The sequence below is a fragment of the Methylobacterium sp. Leaf94 genome (assembly GCF_001426045.1).
Classification (GTDB): domain Bacteria; phylum Pseudomonadota; class Alphaproteobacteria; order Rhizobiales; family Beijerinckiaceae; genus Methylobacterium.
Genome location: NZ_LMRM01000017.1, coordinates 35,677 through 58,631, shown reverse-complemented (window position 1 = coordinate 58,631; position 22,955 = coordinate 35,677). Strand labels below are relative to the sequence as shown.

The 22,955-nt window shown below is 65.7% G+C and carries 17 protein-coding genes and 5 pseudogenes; 8 read left to right on the top strand and 14 right to left on the bottom strand.

Translation table 11 applies throughout. The features are described from left to right. Nucleotides 1-711 precede the first annotated feature (711 nt). From ASG63_RS26450 to ASG63_RS11720, 6 genes and pseudogenes are all read right to left on the bottom strand, one after another. Nucleotides 712-918, bottom strand: a pseudogene (locus tag ASG63_RS26450) (porin family protein); the annotation flags it as partial. A 1-nt stretch (nt 919) separates the two neighbouring features. Further along, nucleotides 920-1,685 (bottom strand): annotated as a pseudogene (locus tag ASG63_RS11740) (outer membrane protein); the annotation flags it as partial. Between the two features lie 381 nt (nt 1,686-2,066). Then, a pseudogene (locus ASG63_RS11735) lies at nt 2,067-2,633 on the bottom strand (response regulator transcription factor); the annotation flags it as partial. A gap of 156 nt (nt 2,634-2,789) precedes the next feature. Then, a pseudogene (locus ASG63_RS27020) lies at nt 2,790-2,962 on the bottom strand (response regulator); the annotation flags it as partial. 488 nt (nt 2,963-3,450) lie between these two features. After that, nucleotides 3,451-3,918 (bottom strand): MucR family transcriptional regulator, encoded by a 468-nt coding sequence (locus tag ASG63_RS11725; protein ID WP_056216256.1) that lies wholly within the window; start codon nt 3,916-3,918, stop codon nt 3,451-3,453. Nucleotides 3,919-4,190: 272 nt separating this feature from the next. After that, nucleotides 4,191-4,460, bottom strand: coding sequence for a hypothetical protein (locus ASG63_RS11720; protein WP_056216254.1), 270 nt, complete (start codon nt 4,458-4,460; stop codon nt 4,191-4,193). A 153-nt stretch (nt 4,461-4,613) separates the two neighbouring features. On the opposite strand from ASG63_RS11720, the gene ASG63_RS11715 reads away from it, so the two are divergent. After that, the gene (locus ASG63_RS11715; protein WP_082487243.1) at nt 4,614-4,955 is read left to right on the top strand and encodes a hypothetical protein; all 342 of its coding nucleotides are present in this window, start codon (nt 4,614-4,616) and stop codon (nt 4,953-4,955) included. A gap of 200 nt (nt 4,956-5,155) precedes the next feature. Here ASG63_RS11715 and ASG63_RS11710 read toward each other — a convergent pair whose 3' ends face one another. The 4 genes from ASG63_RS11710 to ASG63_RS11695 all read right to left on the bottom strand — a co-directional run bounded on the left by ASG63_RS11710 (nt 5,156) and on the right by ASG63_RS11695 (nt 7,322). Continuing rightward, the gene (locus ASG63_RS11710; protein ID WP_056216251.1) at nt 5,156-5,398 is read right to left on the bottom strand and encodes a hypothetical protein; all 243 of its coding nucleotides are present in this window, start codon (nt 5,396-5,398) and stop codon (nt 5,156-5,158) included. Nucleotides 5,399-5,473: 75 nt separating this feature from the next. Further along, nucleotides 5,474-6,376: an extracellular catalytic domain type 1 short-chain-length polyhydroxyalkanoate depolymerase gene (locus ASG63_RS11705; RefSeq protein ID WP_056216249.1), complete on the bottom strand. Its 903-nt coding sequence runs from the start codon at nt 6,374-6,376 to the stop codon at nt 5,474-5,476. 46 nt (nt 6,377-6,422) lie between these two features. Further along, nucleotides 6,423-6,773 carry a hypothetical protein gene (locus ASG63_RS11700; protein WP_056216247.1) on the bottom strand — a complete coding sequence of 117 codons (351 nt, stop codon included), beginning with the start codon at nt 6,771-6,773 and terminating at the stop codon, nt 6,423-6,425. Between the two features lie 363 nt (nt 6,774-7,136). Further along, a complete protein-coding gene (locus ASG63_RS11695) occupies nt 7,137-7,322 on the bottom strand; it encodes a hypothetical protein (RefSeq protein ID WP_056216245.1) in 186 nt (61 codons plus the stop codon). 563 nt (nt 7,323-7,885) lie between these two features. Between ASG63_RS11695 and ASG63_RS11690 the strand changes: the two genes are divergently transcribed. Next, nucleotides 7,886-9,064 carry a zinc-dependent alcohol dehydrogenase gene (locus tag ASG63_RS11690; protein ID WP_056216243.1) on the top strand — a complete coding sequence of 393 codons (1,179 nt, stop codon included), beginning with the start codon at nt 7,886-7,888 and terminating at the stop codon, nt 9,062-9,064. 78 nt (nt 9,065-9,142) lie between these two features. Next, nucleotides 9,143-9,604, top strand: coding sequence for a hypothetical protein (locus ASG63_RS11685; RefSeq protein ID WP_056216240.1), 462 nt, complete (start codon nt 9,143-9,145; stop codon nt 9,602-9,604). Between the two features lie 496 nt (nt 9,605-10,100). Here ASG63_RS11685 and ASG63_RS11680 read toward each other — a convergent pair whose 3' ends face one another. Together ASG63_RS11680 and ASG63_RS11675 are read right to left on the bottom strand one after the other, a co-directional pair. Further along, nucleotides 10,101-10,376 (bottom strand): hypothetical protein, encoded by a 276-nt coding sequence (locus ASG63_RS11680; RefSeq protein ID WP_056494321.1) that lies wholly within the window; start codon nt 10,374-10,376, stop codon nt 10,101-10,103. Nucleotides 10,377-10,897: 521 nt separating this feature from the next. Further along, nucleotides 10,898-11,164 carry a hypothetical protein gene (locus ASG63_RS11675; RefSeq protein ID WP_056216237.1) on the bottom strand — a complete coding sequence of 89 codons (267 nt, stop codon included), beginning with the start codon at nt 11,162-11,164 and terminating at the stop codon, nt 10,898-10,900. Nucleotides 11,165-11,875: 711 nt separating this feature from the next. Between ASG63_RS11675 and ASG63_RS11670 the strand changes: the two genes are divergently transcribed. Then, nucleotides 11,876-12,610 carry a Crp/Fnr family transcriptional regulator gene (locus ASG63_RS11670; protein ID WP_056216235.1) on the top strand — a complete coding sequence of 245 codons (735 nt, stop codon included), beginning with the start codon at nt 11,876-11,878 and terminating at the stop codon, nt 12,608-12,610. Between the two features lie 125 nt (nt 12,611-12,735). After that, entirely contained in the window at nt 12,736-13,008 is a 273-nt protein-coding gene (locus ASG63_RS11665; RefSeq protein WP_244479885.1) for a DUF6894 family protein, read from the top strand. A gap of 499 nt (nt 13,009-13,507) precedes the next feature. Here ASG63_RS11665 and ASG63_RS11660 read toward each other — a convergent pair whose 3' ends face one another. Next, the gene (locus ASG63_RS11660; RefSeq protein ID WP_056216233.1) at nt 13,508-18,892 is read right to left on the bottom strand and encodes a beta strand repeat-containing protein; all 5,385 of its coding nucleotides are present in this window, start codon (nt 18,890-18,892) and stop codon (nt 13,508-13,510) included. Nucleotides 18,893-19,702: 810 nt separating this feature from the next. Here ASG63_RS11660 and ASG63_RS11655 point away from each other — a divergent pair. After that, complete coding sequence (locus ASG63_RS11655) at nt 19,703-20,428, top strand: Crp/Fnr family transcriptional regulator (RefSeq protein ID WP_056216231.1); 726 nt, start codon at nt 19,703-19,705, stop codon at nt 20,426-20,428. Between the two features lie 158 nt (nt 20,429-20,586). Beyond that, complete coding sequence (locus ASG63_RS24195) at nt 20,587-20,826, top strand: DUF6894 family protein (protein WP_082487324.1); 240 nt, start codon at nt 20,587-20,589, stop codon at nt 20,824-20,826. A 174-nt stretch (nt 20,827-21,000) separates the two neighbouring features. Here ASG63_RS24195 and ASG63_RS27015 read toward each other — a convergent pair. Continuing rightward, nucleotides 21,001-21,281 (bottom strand): annotated as a pseudogene (locus ASG63_RS27015) (transposase); the annotation flags it as partial. A gap of 687 nt (nt 21,282-21,968) precedes the next feature. Between ASG63_RS27015 and ASG63_RS11650 the strand changes: the two are divergent. After that, nucleotides 21,969-22,952, top strand: coding sequence for a DctP family TRAP transporter solute-binding subunit (locus tag ASG63_RS11650; RefSeq protein ID WP_244479884.1), 984 nt, complete (start codon nt 21,969-21,971; stop codon nt 22,950-22,952). The last annotated feature ends 3 nt before the right edge of the window (nt 22,953-22,955 follow it).

Genomic DNA, 22,955 nt, shown 5'->3' with positions numbered 1-22,955 from the left:
GCGATGGTCCGCCTGGCCGTGCGGAAGGGCGGAAAGCCGCCGAAGCGGCGCTTGGTCGCCGCGACCCGGACCTGTTCGTTTTCGATCCCCGGCTGCAGGTGCGCGATCCCACAGGCGGTGGGGCACCGGCCAAGAGACCGGCGCGCTTGGTGGCGACGATGGCGGGCGGATGGGGGCTGGCACCATCCGGGCCGATCCGGTCAGGCGCGAGCAGCGGCGGCTCGGCGCTCAGCTTCCGGACGACGCGCTGGGCCGCGCCGCGGTCACGGTGATCCGTCGGCAGGGAGTCGACACGTCCGGCACTTCGTCCACGTGCCAAGGCTCGCGATGCCGCCAAACGAAAGCGCCCCGAGGATCTCTCCTCGAGGCGCGTGACGACGAAAGCGGCCAGATGATCGGGGCTGGGGACGCTCAGGCCGAACCGAAAAGTCCCGTCGATCCTACGACGGGCTCTCGACCTTGCCGGCCCGCCCGCAACCCTTCGCCGGCGGGAGATTCATCTTCTNAAACGAAAGCGCCCCGAGGATCTCTCCTCGAGGCGCGTGACGACGAAAGCGGCCAGATGATCGGGGCTGGGGACGCTCAGGCCGAACCGAAAAGTCCCGTCGATCCTAGTAGGAGCCGAACTTGTAGTTCAGGCCGGCGCGGACGACGGCGAACTCGGTGTCGCGCACCTGGCGGCCGCCGCTGACGAGCACGACGCCCNCGATCCTAGTAGGAGCCGAACTTGTAGTTCAGGCCGGCGCGGACGACGGCGAACTCGGTGTCGCGCACCTGGCGGCCGCCGCTGACGAGCACGACGCCCGGGCTGGTGGTGGTGATGACGGTGCCGACGTTGTTGACCGCGAAGGCGCCGTTGTTGCGGTTGCCCTGGTCGAGGTTCACGTACAGACCTTCGACCTTCAGCGTCACGGCCGANATGACGGTGCCGACGTTGTTGACCGCGAAGGCGCCGTTGTTGCGGTTGCCCTGGTCGAGGTTCACGTACAGACCTTCGACCTTCAGCGTCACGGCCGAAGAGCGGAAGAAGTTCAGGAASGAGTCGGTGGGGAGCGCGTACTCGATACCGCCGCCGGCAGCCCAGCCGGTCTGGAAGTCGTCACGGCTGGAGTTGGTCAGACCGAAGTCGCGACCGCCGCCCGAACCGTAGGCGAAGCCGCCGGTGCCGTACACGAGGGTGCGGTCGAAGGCGTAGCCGAGGCGACCGCGGACGGTGCCGAAGTAGTCGAGGAGTCGAGGCCCGAGACGCCGGCCGGGTTGAAGACCTGCTGGGCGGCCAGCGGGCCGGTGGCCGAGAAGCGGTTCCGCTCACGACCGAAGTCGACGTACTGGGCATCGGCCTCGACACCGATCACGACACCGGAGCCCGGGGTGAACTGGTAGTTGTAGCCAATCTGGCCACCGCCGACGAAGCCGTCGTTGCTGCGGCCGTTGCCGAAGGCGATGGCAGCGGTGGTGCCCGGCAGGACCAGGGTGCTGGCGCCGTTCACGCCGATGACGGTCGCCTGGTTGTTGCTGGAGGCGTCGAAGCCGTAACCGGCGTTGAAACCGGCGTAGAAGCCGGTCCAGGTGAACACGGGCACCGGCACGAACACCGGGGGGGCCGCGCGGCGCGGAAGGTCGGCGGCAGAGGCGGTACCGGCGAGAAGGGCCGTGGCGGCGCTGGCGAGGATGAGGGTCTTGATCATGTCTGGTCTACCGGGGGAAAGCTGCCGCGCACTCTCGGTGCGGTGTGAAGAGACCTTACCGACAGGGCAGGTCTGGCCACTAGTGCAGACGCGCAACACCTAGATCAGAATGATGAAGCCCGGATTGGTCAAAGAATGGATTAAGGTTTTACTTACCATAGTATTGGCGGTGGCCCTAACGCCCAGCACGGCTCTTGGTTCCCGGAAAAACAGCCCGCGGGCCGTTAGGCCGCGGGCTGTGCGTGGGCATCGTGCGATCCGAGGATCCCTCGGGGCGGATCTGCCGTCCGAGGCCCTCCCCGGACGGGTTCTGTCGGCCGAAGGAAACGACGCGCCGGGTTGGACATGGATCGACCGGCCGGTGCGCAGCGGGGTCCGTCAACCGGCCAAGGCGCGCATCTCCGAGACACCATCGTGGAGCACGTAACCGCGACCCCAGACGGTCTCGATGTAGTTCTTGCCCGACGAGGCGTTCGCCAGCTTCTTGCGCAGCTTGCAGATGAAGACGTCGATGATCTTCAGCTCGGGCTCGTCCATGCCGCCGTAGAGATGGTTGAGGAACATCTCCTTGGTCAGCGTCGTGCCCTTCCGCAGGGCGAGCAGCTCCAGGATCTGGTACTCCTTGCCCGTGAGCTTCACGTAGCTGCCCGCGATCGCCACCGTCTTCTCGTCGAGGTTCACGATCAGGTCGCCGGTGGTGATCACCGACTGGGCGTGCCCCTTCGAGCGGCGCACGATCGCCTGGATGCGGGCGACGAGCTCGTCCTTGTGGAAGGGCTTGGTCAGGTAGTCGTCGGCGCCGAAGCCGAGGCCCTTCACCTTGTCCTCGATGCCGGCCATGCCGGAGAGGATCAGGATCGGCGTCTTGATCTTCGCGGCCCGCAGCGTGCGCAGCACCTCGTAGCCCGAGATGTCCGGCAGGGTCAGATCCAGCAAGATGATGTCNCGACGAGCTCGTCCTTGTGGAAGGGCTTGGTSAGGTAGTCGTCGGCGCCGAAGCCGAGGCCCTTCACCTTGTCCTCGATGCCGGCCATGCCGGAGAGGATCAGGATCGGCGTCTTGATCTTCGCGGCCCGCAGCGTGCGCAGCACCTCGTAGCCCGAGATGTCCGGCAGGGTCAGATCCAGCAAGATGATGTCGTAGTCGTAGAGCTTGCCGAGATCGATTCCCTCCTCACCCAAATCCGTGGTGTAGGTGTTGAAGCTCTCGGACTTGAGCATCAACTCGATGCTCTGCGCGACAGAGGCGTCGTCCTCAATCAGCAGCACACGCATGGGCCAGGATCCTCCAAAGGTTGAGGCATCCTGAACGCGCATCGGCAACAAACCGTTAAGGTTGCACCGCCGCTCCACAAAACACCGGCTTTGAAGCCCCGATCGGTCGGGTCGTCAGAGGAGGATCGTCCGGATCGTGGTTCATGACGCAGCCCCGCCGCCCGATCTGTTCACGGGCTGGCGGGGAGGATCGTCCATCTCACGGGCGAGCCGGTACGCAACGTGGCTCGCCGTCAGGATGCCGGCCTTCGGTTACCCGAAGGCTCACGGCCAATCCTCGTCCCGCGTGTCGATGTGGGACCGCCAATCGGGGATGCGCGTCCGTCCCGCGCTGCGGGTGCCGTGGCGGCCGAACCCTGCGCCGTTCCCTGAGCGTAGAACGTCGCAGAGCGTCTGATTCCGCCGTCGCCGGCCCGTCTCGGCTGTCGCCGACCGTCGTGAAGCGACCGGCGACCGCGCTGGCGGGCCGCCTTGCAGGCGATTCAGGGCTACGCGGCCTTGCCACGCCCCTTGGCCGTTGGCTGTGGCGCCTCGCTGCGATCGCCGACCCGGCCGAGGCCGATCGACTTTGCCAGGGCTGAACGCTGGGCGGCATAGTCCGGCGCGACCATCGGATAGTCCGCCGGCAGGCCGTAGCGCTGACGGTAGCTGTGCGGATCGAGGCCATGGCCGGTCAGGTGACGCTTGAGCGTCTTGTACGTCTTGCCGTCGAGGAAGCTGACGATACCGGCCGGCGTCACCGATTTGCGGATCTGTGCGGGCGTCGCCTTCTCAGGGGCCTCCTCCGGAACGGGCTCGGCCACCCCGGTGGTGAGCCGCGCGAGCGCCGCATGGACACTCCGAATCAGCCCCGCCAGCTCGGATGTCGGAAGCGAATTGTTCGCGACATAGGCGGAGACGATGTCACCGGCGAGGTCGACAAGATCGGAGTTCTGGTTGTCTGCGCTGTCCGTCATGCTACCATCTGGTTGTAATAAGCTCAGATAAAGGCATGATAGATCTAGGACTGATATTCAAGAGGGATGTGGTCTGCTTGCCCCGTTCGTACACACGCTATGACCTATAGCCTTTCCGAACGCGCTCAAGCTGTGCCATTAGGATCGAGGTACGAAAGGCCTTGGATCAAATATCCGAGACGCGATTCTGCGATGGTCGCTATCGGCCGATCCTTGAAACAAAAACGGCGGGGCTTTCGCCTCGCCGCTGGTCGCATCACAGAGGTGGAGGCTCAGCGAGCCGGGCCGCCCGAGGTCTGACCGTACTGCTGGACGGGGAAGCTCGGCTGGTTGGCGTTGCCCTCCTGGGCCGAGTCGTGGCCACGCACGGTGCGGATCGATCCGGTCGTGATCGCGTCGTAGCTGCGGCCCTCGAGTCCACCGGGCGCCGTCACGGTGGGGATGCCGGCGGGAGCGGTGTAACTCTGGGCCAGGGCGGGCGAAGCCATCGCGCCGACGCTCAGGACGACAGCAGCAACGGCAGAAGCAAGACGCATGTTCATGGCACAATCCACTTGGGTTTGCGCGGTCTCCGTCAAATGGCGGCGGGCCGTGACTTGTTCGGTGACCTTGATTTAGGCCTGCCTCGTCTGGAATGTCGTGCCGTTTGGCACTCAGGTATCGGACCCACCCCTCGGCCTCGGGAGTACGCCGTCATGATCCGCCCACGAACGACCGTGCCGTCCTCCGCCGCACCGCACAGTCCGGCGGCGCCGCCTGCGCCCCCATGGCAGGAGGCCATCGTACCGATCGCGAAGGCCTTGCTGGATCTCGTCGCAGCGGTCGAGAGCGGCCCGACGGCCGGACCCGCGGTGAAGGCCTTCCAGGCCGCGATCCGGCGGAAGGGCGAGGACGCCTCGGCAGCCGGCGGCCCCGAAGCCATGGAGGCCGCGCTGCGCTGCGTCGCCGATGCCGCTCGGGACCGTGCCGCGCGACGCGAGCACATCATCGACGAGGCCTGGGCGGGCTTGACCGGCTGGCGGCCCGACGGTCGCTAGCGCGGAGGCCCGCAGTCGCCGTCGGAGAATCGCCACGGGCGGTCGTCCGGGTCGCCTCCACGGCGGACATAGCCTGCTCCGTCGCCGTACGGCCGTCCCTCCTCGAACCGGCGAGATCCGCATGCCGGGACGCTCGGCGCCGACTCCCTCGTGGGCCGGACAGGCCACCGGCACCGGCCGGCGTCATCCGGCGTGAACCGTCAGAACGACTGAAGCCCGGCGGAGGGGTCGCGGGTTCTCTCGATCGCGGCCTGGATGAGATCCCGGAGCAGGTCGGGCGCGAGCTCCGGATCGTCCTGCGGGATGTCGGCCGCTTCCGAGGCCGACGTCAGACGCTTCAGGACGAGCCCGACGCGTTCTTCGACATGCCCGTTGAAGAAGGGATCGCTCCGGACGTGCTCGCTGATCCAGTCGCGAACGAAATTCGATGGGTTCTCAGCCATGATATGCCTTTGCTGGGCCGAGGGCGGCCCATGAGAGATCGAGGCCGGGCTCGGCGGAGCGTGCACGACCTCCGCTCAGACCGTCGACATTGCGTGGGATTGGAAGAACCGGAGCATCTCACGGCTGGCATCCGGTCCGGCCGGGTCCGTGTAGGAGCCCGCAGGGTTGCCACCCGCCCAGGCGTGACCGCCTCCGTGGAGGACCCATTGTTCCGAGGTCCAGGGGCCGTCGGGCGCCGTCAGGATCGTCCGTGTGTAGGCCATGCCGCCCTCCGATCGCCCCGTGATGGTGCTGGTCTTGAACGGGACGTCCGGCCGAGCCTGCGCCATGGCCTGATCGCCGTTGACGGGCGACACGGTCCTGTCGTTGTCCCCATGGAAGACGATGGTCGGCACTTCATGCGCGAGACGGTGCAGCGCAGGCAGGGCTCCCCGGCGCATCGTCGAGAATGCGGTCGCCATCGACCCCGCCGATCCGCCTGCCAGACCGGAATGAATACCGACCGCCGCGTAAAGGTCCGGATAGGCGAGAGCCATCACGGCCGCCGCGGCGCCCCCCGAAGAGAGACCCGCGACGTAGACCCGTCCGGGGTCGACGCTGAATTCGCTCATGATCTGATGGGTCAGTCCCGCCAGAATGGAGGGCTCACCCCGGTCGCGCTGCTGGTCGCCGTCCCTGAACCAGTTCCAGCTCTTGGCCATGTTGGCGGATCTGGGCTGATCCGGATAGGCGACGAGGAAGCCGTGTTCCTCGGCGAGATGGTCCATCCGTGTTCCGATGGCGAAGTCGCGCGACGTCTGCGAGCAGCCATGCAGCATCACCACGAGGGGAAGGGCCGCTTCGCCATAGCTCGATGGCACGAACAGGTCATAGGCCCGGCTGCCGGCCTCGTTGCCGAACCGCCGCTGCAGCGCTTGCGGCCAGTCGATGGCCCGCTCACGGGTCATCGTTGGGGCCGTGCCGAGATATCCGGTCATGAGAACGCTTTCGCCGGCCAGGCCGCGTGAGGTGGTTCCGGTTCGACTACGGCAGGGCGCCGATCATGCCCTTGGCCTCGCTCATGGTGTTCTCGCAGGCGCGTTGCTGGCCCTGGCGATCCTCGCCGGATGCGCGCGCGATCAGGATGCGGGCTTCAGCGATGTGAGAGGCTGTCGAGAGGGTCTCGGGATCGGTCGGTGCATCGAGACGAACGGCACTGATGCCGCGCGGCGAACCCGTGCGAAGGGTGTGACCTTCCTGGAGGCCCGTAATCTGGATGGCTCCGGCACTGTCGAGCCGACGCTCGATCGTGCCGATCTGCTCCCCGCATGAAGAAGCGAGCGCCGGAAGCGGTGCGAGGGCAACGAAGGAAGCGAGGAGGGCGATCACGCGCATCGGGAGGACCTTTCGGGGTCGGCGCAGCATCGTGGGCGTCGCTCGGCGAGCGAACCGTCGATGCCGTCCCTCACCCGTCGATGCGAGGGTAGCGCCCCATCAACGAGCCACAACAACGTATGTTGCGGCGCAACAGGAAACGCAGGTCAGATGCGCGTTTGCCCGTGTGACGTCGAGGGAACGGCCGGAATCCACCCTGAGCAGGTCCCGGCCCCCTGCCTGGCAACGAAAGACCTTTTTCGATCTTCGGCATGACGCGCACGGGACTGACCGACGACGCGCCGTCTCCCGATCGATGTCGCGCCCTCCGAAGGGCCATCTCGCCCGTCGGTTCTGCGGCTCCTCCGGACCCGGAGGACCAAATCAGCCTTCCCTCTCGGCTTTCTCCTTGGCCAGCCGCAACGCCTTGAGGCGTACCGTTTTGTCCTCGGTGGCCTGCTGGGTCGCGTCGTAGTCAGCGCGGGCCTCGCCCCCGGCGCGCGCCTTTTCCAGGTGCTTCGCAACCTTCGTTTCGCGACGATCCCGGGCGCCGCTGTCGTCGCTCGTCATGATGCTCTGCCTTCCAGCTGGTTCTCGATCGGGACGGGGCTACCGGTGACTGAACCCCGCCGGGCACGCGACCCGGCATGCCTGGCTGCGCTTGCCCTTCGGGACGAGGCGTTCGCCGGCATCAGGGCAGATCACCGCCGCAAGATAGACCCTGAAACCACGACGGCCCCCCAGTCGCCGAACTGGAGGGCCGTGAAAATCGCGTGGCTGTGAGGCAAGGTCACGACCTTCGACAAGGCATACCGCGCCCTCGAGTGTCAAGGGAGAACACCGAGCCTCCCGTCGGGACATCGCGCCTGGACCCGATGGCGGCCCGCGAGGGACCGAGGCGGCCGCGCGAACGCTCGCGCAGCTGGAAGAGGCGTCGCGTCAGGTCCGGCAGAGGCACGGGGTCACGCCCCTTGAGCGTCCCCGAGGCCCGGATCCTGGCCGAAACGCCCCCACGGGCCTGAAGCGGGCACATCCGGCCGGGCGATGAAGCAAACGAGATCCGGCCGGATCATTCGGGAGATTCGGAGGTTGGCTGAGTGAGACCCTTTTCAAAATCTGCGGAGAAACCCCCGATGAAAGCCCTCACATGGCAGAGCAGGGGTAAAATCTCCTGCGAGACCGTCCCCGATCCCAAGATCGAGCATGGCCGCGACGTCATCATCAAGGTGACCGCTTGCGCGATCTGCGGCTCCGACCTCCACCTCATGGGCGGCTTCATGCCCACGATGGAGTGTGGCGACGTCCTCGGCCACGAGACCATGGGCGAGGTCATCGAGGTCGGACGCGACAACCAGAAGCTCAAGGTCGGCGACCGCATCGTGGTGCCCTTCACCATCTGCTGCGGCGAGTGTCGGCAGTGCAAATGGGGCAACTGGAGCTGCTGCGAGCGCACCAACCCGAACGGCAAGCTGCAGGCGGAGACCTACGGCTATCCGCTCGCCGGCCTGTTCGGGTTCTCGCACATCACGGGGGGCTTCGCCGGTGGGCAGGCCGAGTACCTGCGGGTGCCCTACGCCGATGTCGGCCCCATCGTGGTGCCGGAGGGGCTCACCGACGAGCAGGTGCTGTTCCTCAGCGACATCTTCCCGACGGCCTACCAGGCCGCCGAGCACTGCGACATCGGCCCGGAAGACACGGTGGCGATCTGGGGCTGCGGTCCGGTCGGCGTGCTCGCAGTCAAGTGCTGCCTGATGCTGGGCGCCAAGCGCGTCATTGCCATCGACAGCGTCCCCGAGCGCCTGGCTCTCGCGCGGCAGGCGGGTGCCGAGACCATCGATCTGGCCACCGAGAACATCCAGGACACGCTCATGGAGATGACCCACGGCCTGGGTCCCGACTCGGTCATCGAGGCGGTCGGCATGGAGTCCCACGGCGCCGACACGACGCTGCAGAAGGTCTCCTCCGCCATCATGGAGCACACCGTCAGCCTGGAGCGCCCCTTCGCGCTGAACCAGGCGATCCTGGCCTGCCGTCCCGGCGGCAACGTCTCGATGCCGGGCGTCTTCGCCGGTCCGGTCGGTCCCGTCGCCCTGGGCGTCCTGATGAACAAGGGGCTGACCCTGAAGACAGGCCAGACCCACATGGTGCGCTACATGAAACCGCTGATGGAGCGCATCCAGAACGGTGACATCGATCCGTCCTTCATCATCAGCCATCGCTCCAGCAACCTGGAGGACGGCCCGGCCCTGTACGAGATGTTCCGGGACAAGAAGGACAACTGCACCAAGGTCGTGTTCAAGCCGCACGGTTGAGCAGCCAGCGACGGGGCCGGAGCGCCGACGCCATGCGTGCCGGTCCCGAACCAATAAGAACAAGCGGAAGGAAACCGAATGCCGAACTCCACCTTCGATGAGCGCAACATCACGTGGCGGACGTTGGATTGGCTCCCGCACATCGCGTTTTTCGTCTACAAAGTCGACGAGGAGAACCGCATCGTCGACGTCGTGTTCAAGTTCGCGGCGAACCAGCGGGTGATGCTCCATCGGCACAAGTGCCCCTACGTCACCCTGGTGATGCAGGGCGAGCTTCGGTTCTACGGTGAGACTGGCGAGCCGAAAGAAGTTCGCCCCACCGGCAGCTTCGTCTCCGGCGCGGCGAACGGCGAACCGCACATGGAAGGCGGCGGCGATCAGGACGCCATCGTGTTCTTCAGCAACCGCAACATCGAGGACGCGCTCTACGAGTTCCTCGATGAGAGCGGAAACCCGGTCCAGGTCCTTGGTATCGCGGACTTCAAGGCTCAGCTCGAAGACCAGATTGCGACGGGAACGTTCGCGAAGGTCGCGGCCTGAGCGGCGTAGATGTCTCCCCCGTGAAGGGTCCGGCGCTGCGGTCGAGGGGCCAGCGGACAGGCTGCCCATATGGATGGCGTGGCCTGTCCTGCAGCGGGCCGAGAAATCATGCGGGCGAGCGGCCGGCCCGAGGTGTCGGCCTTGCGCGCCTCGGTGCCAACCAGGGTGCGCCTGGTGTTTGGCCGAGCGGGGCTATCGGCTGAGAACGTCGAAGCGTGGGGCCGCAGCGTTCGCGAGGCAGGTCCACCGCATCCCCATCGGAGGGGCCGATCCGGGAATCCCGTAGCGCCTGCGCGCTCGGAAGGCCGGTGCGGTGACGGACCTGTTCAGCGATGCGGCCGACCTGCTTCGGGCCCCAGGCGATGCGGCGGTGGATTGCGGCGGAGGGACCGACACGCCGCGGAGGCCTTCGCTGTGCGGATGGCACATTCCGACGGTCGGCAACGGACGGGGCAGACCTCTATCGACGAGGCCTTTTTCGACCAGGCCATCATCGTCATGGCATGGGCGGGGCTGCCGCAATGGAGCCGGTGACCGCAGGCCGCCAGGCACCTTTCACGAGGGGGATCGGCGCCGGCACGCCAGGAAGACACGCGCGCCGGATGCGAAGCTCGAACAGCTTCGCGGTCAGCTCGAAGAATTCCTTCTCTTCCTGCACCACATCGCAGGAAACCTCGATCGCATCCAAGATATCGCGGATAAGCTGGGAAATTTCTCCTTCGCTTTTTTCAATTTGGCGATCCAAGTCCCAGGCCCGATCTGCGTTGTTCATGCTGATCTCCCATGCCTCGCCAATCGATCAACGTCGAGCCAAATCACCCCACTGTTCGCGTGAGCGTTTCACAGTTTTTGGACGGAAGGAACTGCAATTTTTGCAGATCAGCAAAGTGGGTGAACAGCGACTGACACTGAAACATAGATCAATTTTGAGGCGCAGAGATGATCTGCCGTGGATAGTGCCTCAAGATGCAGCCGACGAGCACTTGCTCAACTCGGTGATGTATCGTTCGCGACATACACCTGACACGTAAGCGGCGCGGCTTTCGCCCCGCCACTGACCGTCGGAAATCCTGCGAGGGGCCGCTCGAGCCGACAGGCCATTCGGGAAAGAAGACCCGCTCCGGTCAAGAGTCGGCGCGGATCACCGAAGGCAGATCGGTGGGTTCGAGCCGTTACAGGCCCAAGAAGGCGTTGGCCGAGCCGACGATGGTGAAGACGAGCCCACCCGCGAAGACGGCGATCATGGCGTAGGAGAAGCCTCTCAGCAGCATGCCGGTGCCCCCCCTCCCGCGCTCAGCAGCGGTTCCCGCCCGAGGTCTGGCCGTATTGCTGGGTAGGGAAGTTCTGCTGGTTGGCATTGCCCTCGGCGGCCGAGCTCATCGGACAACGATCGGGATCGCGCAGCGGCGCGAGGCGGCGGCCGTCCAGAGATCCGGTGGTATCAACGTCGTAGGGCGCGAACGTGGTGTAACGAGAGGTGCTGTCGTAAGCCATCGCGGACGAAATCGAGGCAACGCCAAGGACAAGAGCGGTGGCGAGGGCGGCGATACGGATTTTCATTGAGGCCGACGCGCTCCTTTACAGAACGAACCAAGTCACCGGCTCGTTTCTATTTGTCCGAAAGGAATGTAGGGAGCCCTTGTCATTCTCGACGTGCCAGGAGACACGTGATGCGCCGGATTAAACACGGATGAGGGACATCTGGTCTCGGCTCTTGTGGTACGGACCGCGAAGAAGATTGTCTAAAGGCCTGTTTTCGAACAAGGTATACCAGCGTCGGTGTTCGGGCCGATCGTGGTTCAGGTGGCAGGGCTGGTGGAAGTCCGCGAGGTTTCCAGGTCCTTGTTTCGCCGTGTCGTGATCGCGATGCCCGGTGGCCAAGACCCCGCGCGTGGTTCGGACGGTATCCGACGCGCATGTGGGATCGCGATCCCGGTCCATCTCATCCACCATGAGACTGCGGTTCTAATTTCCCGACAGAAACGAGGCGTCTCGACGTTGCTCGAACCACGCCTCGCGAGGATGCCGGGAAAACGACGGAATCCGAGACACGTCAATAAATAAGACCAATGCCTGACTCGGACGGCTTGCAAACGCTCGCTGGCTGCAGACGGAACGTCAGGACCTAGCATTCCCGAAATCGACCGGCATGCTGTGCGACGATCACATTGCAATGATGTCGGGGATTGTGTTCTAAGCTACGGCGCAACCTTTCCGGTCGAGGCTGCTTAGGTCGACATACTGAGCGCGGGGCATGGCCCAGGAGGGCACATGCTCAATCCGTTCATCCAGAAGCTCGGACGTCGCTTTGCACTCTCCGAGTCTGACGAGCAGGCCCTCAGGAGCGCGAGTGCACACCTTCGTGGGGTTCACGCCCGCACCACCCTCATCTCGGAGGGGGACGTGCCGGATCACGTCCACCTCATCCAGAGAGGGTTTGCCTGCCGCTACAAGGTTCTTCCCGGCGGCGGACGGTCGATCGTCGCCTTTCTGATCCCCGGAGACTTCTGCGACCTGAACGTCTCGATCCTCGGCGCGATGGACCACTGCATCGGAACGATCAGTTCCTGCGACGTGGTGCGGATCCCTCGCTCGGTCGTGAACGATCTCACCGCACGTCACCCGGCCTTGAACCGCGCCCTGCAGTGGGCTGGCCTGGTCGACGAGGCGATCCTCCGGGAGTGGCTGGTTTGCATGGGTCGGCGTTCGGCCGACCGGCAAGTCGCGCATCTGTTCTGTGAGCTCCTGATCCGTCTGCAGACGGTCGGGCTCGCCACGGACAACAGCTACCCGTTCCCTCTCACCCAGCTCGACCTCGGTGATGCCATGGGGCTCTCGAACGTGCACATCAACCGTGTGCTGCAGGAGTTGCGGGGCCTGGGGCTGGTCATCATCAAGGAGCGGCGGGTGACCCTACCGAACGTTGCCGCCATCCAGGGCTATGCGGGCTTCAATCCGAACTACCTTCACCTGCACCCGAAGGCCCCCCCGCACCCGGTGTTGTAGGGCGTCAGCGGCATCCTCAGGGACAAGACGTCACACCCATTTGTTAAATCTTTGGTCGGGCGCGTGGCCTATGCTGCACCGTATCGCGGCCACGTTGTCCCGGCCTTCCGCGCCTGTGAGACCCCGTGTGCTCCCGCCTGCTGCGCGTGGAGAACGCCGTGCCTCGCTACTTCTTCGATATTCACGACGGCAAGACGACGCGCGATGACGAGGGCATGGACCTTCGCGGTCCCGAGGAGGCGGCTCAGTATGCCAAATCGGTCCTGCCGGGGATCGTCGCACACGAGGTCCCCAAGGATGGCGAACACCAGGCCTTCTCGGTGCTCGTGACGGACGAGGACGGGCATCCGATCTACTCGGCCGCCATGACCTACACGGGCACCTGGCTGATCCGATGAACAGGGTCTCGCACGCCGAGTGAAACGCCGTGCCACGCCGCAGCGGTGTACGACGCCCACGGCGATCCGGTGCTGAAGGAGCCCGTTTTCGCCTCCAGGCGACGCGGAACAAGGCATGAGCCCTTGCCGAGGTCGGCCGCCGACCTGGGGGACAGCCTGCGGCGCGTTCATCCGATCGGATCGCTCCATCCCTCTCGATCTGCGCCGAGGGACAGTCGCGGCCGCGCATCCTGTCGCAGAAACATCAGTCGATCATCCAGCCTCCCCGACAGAGAAATTTGAAACAAACAACACCGGCATCGTATCGCGTTCGTCATGCATGACCTTGCACGCGAAACGCCGCCCGTCCGCCTGTGTTGGTGGAGTGAAGCGCTGCGGTCTCGCGCATCGGGTGCTGAGACGAAGCATTGATTGAACCACGCAGCAAACGCCGGCGTCGATTTGATCTTTCGTTTGGCAGCGTCTCTATTTCTTCTTACAGCCCGCGCTGGCAATCGCTTTAGAACTCTCCGGCCAACCCCGCGCGGACGCCCTGCTGATTGGCTTGGCTGTAGCTGTAGCCGGCCGTCAGCGCGATCGGGATCGTGGTATCCAGCCGATGCGCCAGCCCGACTCCTCCGGCCCACTCGCCCCGGAACGTGGCGCCGTTGAGCGTCCAGCTTGTCTTGCCGGGCTGCGACGGCATGGAGGCCGAGGTCATCGCCATGGCGGCAGCGATGCCTTGGCGCGCTTCGCGCCGCGTTGCCGTGGCGTACTGGCCGATGCCGTTGATCTGCGCCCCCAGGGTCTCAACCTGGTTCGCCAAGCCTGCGATATGGCCAGGTCCATAGTCGGAGGTCGCCAGGTTGCCGGCGGCATCGGCGGTCACGAACGCGGTGGCGCCCGTCTGGACCGCCCTACTCTGCGAAGAGCCGACCCCGGCCAAGGTGTAGCTGCTGCGCTGCGAGCCGATGGCGATCTGATTGACCCGAGCCGTGGCGACACCCGCACCGATCGCGATGGCATTGTCCTGCTTCGCCACGGCCCCCCGTCCCAGGGCGATCGCGTCGGAGCCTTGCGCGCTCGCATTCATCCCGACGGCCGTGGCGCCCGCGCCAGCGGCATTTGCCGAGCGGCCAAGGGCCGTGCTGTTCTCCGCCGTCGCGCTGGCGAAGGCACCGAAGGCCGAGGCTTCGTTCCCGCTGGCCAGCGTGTTGTAGCCGACGGCCGTGGTCGGGTCCGCGATCGCCCGTGCCCCGTAGCCGATGGCCGTCGATCCATCCCAGGTCGCCTGAGCCGCCGTGCCGATGGCGGTGGTCGCGGCAGCCATCGCCTGGCTGCCTTGTCCGAAGGCTGCGCTGTCGGCGCCGCTGGCGAGGCTGCTCGCACCGACGGCCGTCGTCCGGTCCCCTGCCGCCGCGCTGTCATGGCCGATGCTGGTCGTGCCTTCGCCCCGTGAGGTGGTCATGGAGCCCACGGCAACGCTCGCGACCCCCACGGCCATGGCCCCGTAACCGCTGGCATAGGCATCGGCGCCGGAGGCGACCGGCTTGACCGCGCCACGGGTGTTGTTCGACCGGACCGGGAAGTCCTGAAGCTTGGCTTCGACGGCCTGCGCCGTCGTGTTGAGCTGGCCAAGGTTGACCGCATCACCCGCGGCCTTGCCGTCGGCGACGCCGCTGACCTGCCGCGGCCCCTCCGTGCCGGACACGCTGACGACGGTTCCACCGGCCTGTGCCGCGACGGTGACGGCTCCTCCCGAGCCCGTCGGCGACAGGCTCACCGAACCGCCGGAGGTGCTGGATTGGAGAGAAGCCATCTGCTGCGCCACCGCCCCGATGTCCGTGGCGTTGCGGGCCAAAGCCGTATCAACGGCGCTGAGGGCGCTGCCGACATCGGTGTAGGTGCTGCCGCGAATGCTGTAGCTCGGCCGGGTCCAGCCACCGACGGCATCGAAGCGCGCCCCGCCCCCCAGCATGCCGGCAAGCTGGGTGTTCGTGGCAAAGAGCTGCCCGCCGTTGATCGCATCGGTGGAACCGCTGCCGAGGCCGCCCCCGGCGACATTGACGATGCGCCGCTCGGCGCCGACGCGTCCGATCGAGAGCGTGTCCGCCTGATCCGCAAGCGCGCCGTTGCCCAGAGCAACGGCGCGCGCTGCCGTGACCGTCGCCCCCTGGCCGAGCGCCAGGGCATCACGGGCCGTCACGGACGGCGCCGCGAGGCCGGACGGGTTGCTCGTGGCCAGCGGCAGATCGCCGATGCGGGCGCCGACCCCCGTCACCGCCGCATCCAGCTGGGCGAGCGTGACGGCATCGTTGCCGGCGGTTCCCGCGGCCAGCCCCCTCAGCGTCCGGGTGCCCTGCGAACCCGTGAGATCGACGACGTTGCCGCCCGTCCGTGCGGCCACCGTGATGCCGCCGCTGGCCCCGTGCTGTTGCACGAGACCGATCGCGCCATCGTCCAGGCTGCCGCGCAGGGCGGTCAGCGACGTCGAGAGCGCACTCACCTGCTGGTTCGTGCTGTAGAGCTGGCCGCCATTGACCGCGTCGGTCGACCCCGAGGCGAGCGTGCCGCCGGCCAGGTTCACGATGCGGCGCTCGGCTCCGGGAGCACCGACCGAGACCGTATCCGCCTGCGTCGCGACCGAGCCGCTGCCGAGCGCCACCGAGCGCGCCGCGCCCGCCGCGGCACCGTAGCCCAGGGCAACCGCATCGCCCCCGGTCGCCGCGGCGATCGGCAGACCGGACTGGCCGTTGATGGCGACGCCTGGGGAACTTCCCGTGCTCACGTTCGTCAGGGCCGCGCTGAGCTGGCCGACATTGACGGCATCGTTGGCGCTCAGGCCGGCGGCCACACCGGTGACGCGCCGATCGCCCGCACGCCCCGACAGGCTGATCTGGGTCCCGTTCGTGGTCGCACCGACGCTGAGATCACGGCTCGCCGGATCCTGCTGAACGAGTCCGAGGGTGCCGTCGGCGAGGCCGGTCTGCAGGCTGGAGAGCCCCGCCGACACGCCCGTCAGATGGGTCGTGTTCGCGGTCACCTGCCCCTGGAGGTTCGTGACCGTGAAGGCATTGGCCGCGCCGGCGCGCTGGAGGGCCGCGATCCCGGTGCTGTTTCCCTCCGTTCGGGCATCGAGGGCGCCGATGGCGCCCGAGACGGTGCCATAGCCGAGCCCGGCCACCGTGAAGGTCGGACCCGTGAAGGTTCCGGTGGCCGGATCGAAGACCGCGCCCCCACCCAGAGCTTGACCGACGCCCGTCAGGCCTCCCTGCACGCCCGTGAGCCGTCCGGTGGTCGCCGCCAGGGCTTCGTTCGTGGCATGGAGCTGCCGTCCGGTGACGGCGTCGCTCGAGGCGGCCGTCAACGCCCCATCGCTGACGTTGACGATGCGGCGGGTCGCTCCGGCCGCGCCGACGGACAGGGTATCGGCGCCATCGGCGATCGAGCCGGCGCCGAGGGCGATGCTGCGCGCGCCCGTGGCCTGTGCGCCGTAGCCGACACCGACCGCGTCACGGCCCGTCGCCAGCGGCAGGGCGCCACCCGAGAGATTGTCGCTCGCGAGCGCCGGCGCTCCACCCCCACCGAGGCCGGCCACGAGGGTATTGAGCTGAGCCAGATTGACGGCGTCATTGGCGCCCGTTGCAGCGGCCACGCCGGTCACACGGCGATCGCCCCCCCGCCCCCCGACGCTGACGAGGCTCCCACCGGTATCGCCGGCAACCGTCACGGTTCCTGCGGCACCATTTTGCTGGACGAGGCCGACGCTGCCGTTGGCCAGCCCGATCTGCAGGTTGGCGAGACTGTTCGCGGTGCCGGCAAGGCCGTTCGCGTTCGTCGTGGTTTGGCCCTGTAGCGTGCTCAGGCTCGCGGTGGTGTTGGCGATCTCGCTCGTGTGGGCACTCACCTGGCCCTGGAGACTGGCGAGGCCGACGGCGTTGCCCGCAACCGCCTGGTTCGTGGCGTGGAGTTGCCCACCGTTGATGGCGTCCGTCGAGTTGGTCGCGACCGTGCCGGCCGCCATGCCCGAGACCTGACGGGGCCCCGCGGTCCCGGCCACGCTGATCCGGCCCCCATCGGTGCCACTGCCGACCGAGAGGTCGCGGGTGATCGCGTTCTGCTGCACGAGACCGATCGTTCCGCTCTGGACACCGGCGCGCAGGCTGGTGAGGTCGCCGGTCGTGCTCGCAAGGGACGTCGCCGTCGTGCCCAGCTGCCCCTGCAGGGTCCCCAGCGAGGCATTGAGGGTGGTGGTCGTACTCGTGAGCTGGCCCTGCACGCTGGTGATGGCCGCGGTGTTGCCCGCAAGGGCCTGGTTCGTGGCGTTGAGCTGCGCGCCGTTCACCGCATCGGTCGAGCCCGCACTCACGGATCCCGACGCGACACCGCTGAGCTGGCGCGCGCCGAGGGTTCCGGCGATGCTCACGCGCGTGCCATCCGTCGCGGCGCCCAGGGTCAGGGTGCGGCTGGTCGGATCCTGGCTGAGGAGCCCGAGGGAACTGCTGCCGACGACGGTCTGCAGGCTGGCGAGGCCAGCGCTGTTCGATGCCAGTTGCTGGTTCGTGGCGTAGAGTTGCGCCCCGTTGACGGCGTCCGTCGAACCACCGGCGACGAGACCGGGCGCCAAGCCATGGATCCCGACGGCGCCGAGCATGCCGCCCTTGCTGAGATCGATCGAGGCGGTCGCCGCACCGCCGCTTCCCGGGACGTACTGGACCGAAAGGGTGTCGAGCGCCCCGAGAGCACCGCCGATTGACGCGTACGCGGTCCCGCCGATGCTGTAGCTCGGAGCCTGATAGCCCCCCGTGACGGCATCGAAGCCGGCGCCGCCGCCCAGGGACGACGCGAGGGCCTGGCCGGACGTGCGCAGCTGCGTGAGAGTGACGGCATCGTTGCCATTGATCCCGGCACTCACACCCGTCACACGCCGGTCTCCACTCAGCCCCGAGAGGCTCAGCAGCGTTCCGTCGGTCCCCTTGCCGATCGTCAGCGTGCGCGCGACGGCATCCTGCTGGACATGGTTGGGCAGGCTCGTGACCTGGTTCTGCAGGGTCTGCAGACCGGCAGCCGTGCTCGTGATCGCCGCGGTGTTGCCGGTAACGCGAAGGTCGAGAGCGCCGAGGGCCTCGCCGACGTTGGTGAAGGAACTGCCCTGGACGGCGAAGCTCGGCGCCGTGAAGAGCCCGGTGGTGGCGTCGAACTTGGCGCCCCCTCCGAGTCCGCTGGCGAGATTGCCGCCGACACTGGAGAGCTGCCGCAGATTGACGGCGTCGGTGGGCTTCGTCCCGCCGGCGACGTTGATGATCTGCCGCTCCGCGCCGGCATCGCCGACCGAGACGGCACCGCTGGTGGAGGCGACCGTGGTCCCGCTGAAGCTCTCGACGGCGCCGCCGAGTCCGGGTCGGTTGGCGACGGATCCGCTGCCGAGGGCGACCGCGCCTGCCGCGCCGACGGTCGTCCGCGCACCCAGAGCGAGGGCGGCGACCGCTGCGCTGTGCGCGTCGGTGCCGAGGGCGATGCCATCGTCGGCGCTGACGCTCCCACGCAACCCGATCGCGAGGGCTTGATTGGCCGTGACGGTGGCGCTCGATCCCAGCGCGATCGCGTTGGCCTTGCCTGCGGCCGTGACGGAGCCGCTCCCCAGGGCGATGGAGGTGACGTCGCCCGCGCTCGCCACGGTCCCGGTCAGGCTGCCGAGACCGGTGATGCGGCCGCCACCGATCGCCAGGCCCTTGCTGGCGTCGAGGGTCAGGCTGGAGGCGCTGAGATTGCAGCCGGCGGGACTGTTGACGCTGACGAGGTTGCCGTTGGCGTCGAAGACGCCGACGCGCAAGGTCACATCCGACAGGGGCGCAATGATCCCCTGATTGATGTTGTCGACCAAGCCCGTCAGCGTCGTGCTCACCGCGCCCAGCAGCCCCCCCGACGCAATCGGCGTGGGAGACGTCAGATGGGGTAATCGTACGCCAAGTCCTGCACACACATCGACCAGAGACGTCGACTGCGCCTGCGCCTGCGCGGCGGTGGCGCACAACACAGCCGCCAAGCTTGTCGACGAGAGGCTTAAACCGCGAAATGCGCAGGTTGCTCCGGCCCGTCGATCACGCTCCGGGCCCACACCGCGCGCACTGATTGATCCGATCCACATCATCGCCTGAACCACCGACCCTGATATGATCGATGTTAATAACCCAGCTGGTTAATAGATTTATAATTCTAGGGACGGCCCGAAAATATTCGTTCGGGTCTCAATCGCCCCGATAAGTTTGCAACAGGTACTCGTTCGCCAATAGCAAATTTTTACCAGAAAGGCCTGCGCGGCCTACCAGTTAAATCAGAACTAACCATGCCGACTGAGTAATCTAAATAGAAATCTGCGTAAAGCGATATATTACCGCGTGAGTAGAACGAATCTTCGGTCTAGAGGATCGCTCTTCTGCAGTCTCGCACGAATAGTATGTATTATAATAACGTGAATCTATTTCCGGTATTCTATGGTATCACTGGCACAACTTTCATACACTATGATGAAACACGAGGTCTGGCATTAAAAGCAAATTTTCACTTATGATTATTTTGAAATATATATCAATTTATCAAAAGCATGCGATCATAACAATTTGTAATAGTAAGCCGCCGTTGATCGTTGTCTTGCTGTTTCGCAATAAAATGTATTTATGACTCCGACCCTACCGGGACCCTCGCTTCCAGTCGCATGTCCAACCCTCTGATCCAAAAGCTCGAACGCCGCTTTGACCTCTCCGGGGCCGACAGGGCCTGCCTCGAGGGGCTGAAAGCCCACCTCGTCCCGGTCCGCGCGCGCAGCGCCATCATCCGACAGGGCGATGCGCCGGATCATGTTCATCTGATCCACAGTGGGTTTGCGTGCCGCTACAAAGCCCTGCCGGATGGCAGTCGGTTGATCTTGAGCTTCCTGATTCCGGGAGACATTTGCGATTTCAACGCGCATTTTTTGGGGTCTATGGATTATTCGGTCCGCACCCTGAGCGACTGTGAAATCATAAAGGTCCCGCTCAAAGAATTGAGCGACCTTACCGCGCGCAGCCCGACCCTAGATTATGGCTTTCGCTGGATCAGTCTCATCGACGAGAGCATCCTGCGAGAGTGGCTTGTGCTGGCGAAGCGTCGCTCAGCGGAAAAACAGGTCGCACATTTGTTTTGTGAATTTCTCGCGCGCCTCGAAGCCGTTGGTCTCACGGAGGGCGATCGGTATGGCCTTCCTTTGACCCAAGCCGATATTGGTGACGCAACCGGTCTTTCGACCGTCCATGTCAATCGCATGCTGCAGCGGCTGAGGGTCGAAAAACTCGTCGAGTTCAAGAATAAGCACGTCACGATCCTGAATTCGAAAGCATTGAGAGATTTTTCGGAGTTTGACGAGCACTATCTTCACCTTCGACCAAAATTAGCACTCACGTAAATTCGTGCAGGCACATCGAAGCGCGTCCATTGTTTGGACGATGCCTGTTCCGGAGGTTTTCTCCGGTTCTTCCAGGGGGGTGGAAAATCTTGCACCCGTCCCTGGCGTAGGCCCCGACGAGACCTATGTGCTCCTACCGGATACATCCGGAGGTCGCAGTGCCCCGCTACTTCTTTGACACGCATGATCGTGTGATGACGCGCGATGAAGACGGGACGGAGCTTGCTGGTCCTGACGAAGCAGCCCAGGAGGCGAAGAAGTTACTGCCTCTCATCGCAGCCGGTGCGGTGCCGGCAGATGGAGAACGTCAAGCCTTCACGGTGATGGTGACGGATGAGGAAGGTCGTCCGATCTACTCGGCCGCCTTATCGTATGTCGGAACGTGGCTTGTTCGGTGAGGGATCGCAGCCTGCAGGGCCGAGAAGCGCACCGCAGCGGGCAGTCGCGAGGCGGGTGCCGAACCGAAAGCCAAGGAGCGCAGCACGGCCGCCGAGGAGCCCGTCCGCGTGAGGGGTTGGCGCTTCAGGATTGAGGTCGGGATCCGGGATGCCTGTCGGCCAGGCTGAGCAGGTCGCCTTCGCCAATGGGAGGAGGTTGCGGGCGCTGGAGATCATGGCCCATTCGCCCCGAACCTGGGCGAACCCGCGCAGCAGGAACTGCCGGACGCTTCTGGCTTGCTGGATTGGTCCGAAAACCGGCTCGACGACCTGCCTTCTCGGGCGGTCGCGGCTCCGGCGGCCAGCGCGCTTCAGGCGTGCGGCCATGGCGCGGACAGGTTCGACCCGTCGGCAAAGCCGGCATCGCCCGAGACCTCGCGCGGCTTCCGACCGAGATGAGCGCGGACCGCATCGACGGCGATCCCGCCGTCGTGGTCCTGAAAGCGTACGGGCCTCGGCGATCGCCGTCGAGCAGGAGCGCCACCATCGTGCCGGGATGGTCGGGCGGGTCGCCGCGCTCCTCGGTATGGGTGTCGCGGATGGTCGAGAGGTCGAGGGCTTCTCGCCCCGTGTCGCGCTCGAAATGCGCCCTCGGCCCAGGCGGCACGAACTCAATGCGGCGACGGCGGCAGAAGCCGGCCCTGATCGACATTCCACGCCCGAAGCATCTTGGCCTTGGGCCCAGTGAATCACCGCAAAGCGCAGCCATCGAGAGGATTACTCGGGCAGGCTTCCAGGTGGCAAAACTGTCCGCCTTTGGCCTCTGCCAAGTTATCCATCGATGAATGGTCCGAATGCATTTGAGGATCGCCTTTTTCCAAGAACAGGCATCCGCGCGCCCCGATCGTCTGGGTCGATGACATCCGTGTTGATGGTCGGATTCATGGCGGGCACTTCCCCGGGCGAAAGTTCCGCTGCCTGCCGCATGTAAGCCGCGTGTCGATCAGAGCAATCGCACTTCGAATGAGCAGGGCATAGAGCTTGCTGATGACATTTTGAGATGATTTCGAGTGTAGGGTGGGCTGGCTCGCTAACCTACGCTGTCAATGTTCTTTTAAGCGCAGGCGTTTAAGCGATGGGCGACTATCGCATAGGATACGCCGGTGCTTGGACGTCTCAGAGTTGCAGCGACGATCGTCGGGCTCTGCTCGATTATGACCATCACGCAGGCGCAGGCGGAGGAGCGCGTCCTCAGGCTCGGCTTCCTCTTCGCCCAGAGTTCGCAGCTCGGAGCAGGTGCCGAGCGCTTCTCCAAGGAAGTCGCCAAGCGCACCGGCAACGCGTATCGCGTCGAGCTGTATCCGAACGGCGCGGTCGGTGGCGAAGTCGAGATGGCGGAGGAGCTCCGTCTCGGGCACCTCGATATGGCCTTCATCACGAGTGCGCCCTTCTCCAGCATCATCCCGGAATTCGGGATCTTCGACATCCCGTTCCTGTTTCGCGATGCGGGCCATGCCCACGCCGTCTTCGACGGCGCGGTCGGGCAGGATTACCTGAAGAGGTTCCAGCAAAAGGGCATGATCGCGCTCGCCTGGGGCGAGAACGGCATGCGCCACATCACCAACTCCAAGCACCCGGTCACCAATCCCGAGGACCTGAAAGGCCTTTCGATGCGGGTGCCGCAGTCGGACATCATGCTCACGGGCTTTCGAAGCCTCGGCGTGAAGGCGGAGCCGCTGGCCTTCCCGGCCCTCTACGGCGCCCTGCAATCCGGGCAGTTCGACGGGCAGGAGAACCCGATCGCGGTGATCTCGGCCTCCCATTTCAACAAGGTTCAGAAGCACCTGACCCTGAGCGGCCACGTTTACTCCTGGGCCGTCATGGTCATGTCGAAGACGGCCTGGGATTCCCTGGACCCTGCCGAACAGAAGGCCTTCACCGAGGCGGCCCGGGCCGCCGGCCAGGTGTCCCGCGAGGCGGCCGGGCGCGCCGAACGGGAGGGCGTGGACGAACTGCGCAAGGCCGGGATGAACGTGGTCGCCTCGGTCGATCGCGCCGCCTTCGAACAGAGCCTGCAATCCGTGACCGCCGGATTCAGCGCCAAGTTCGGCGCCGAGACGATCCGCCAGATCAAGTCCATCCGCTGACGC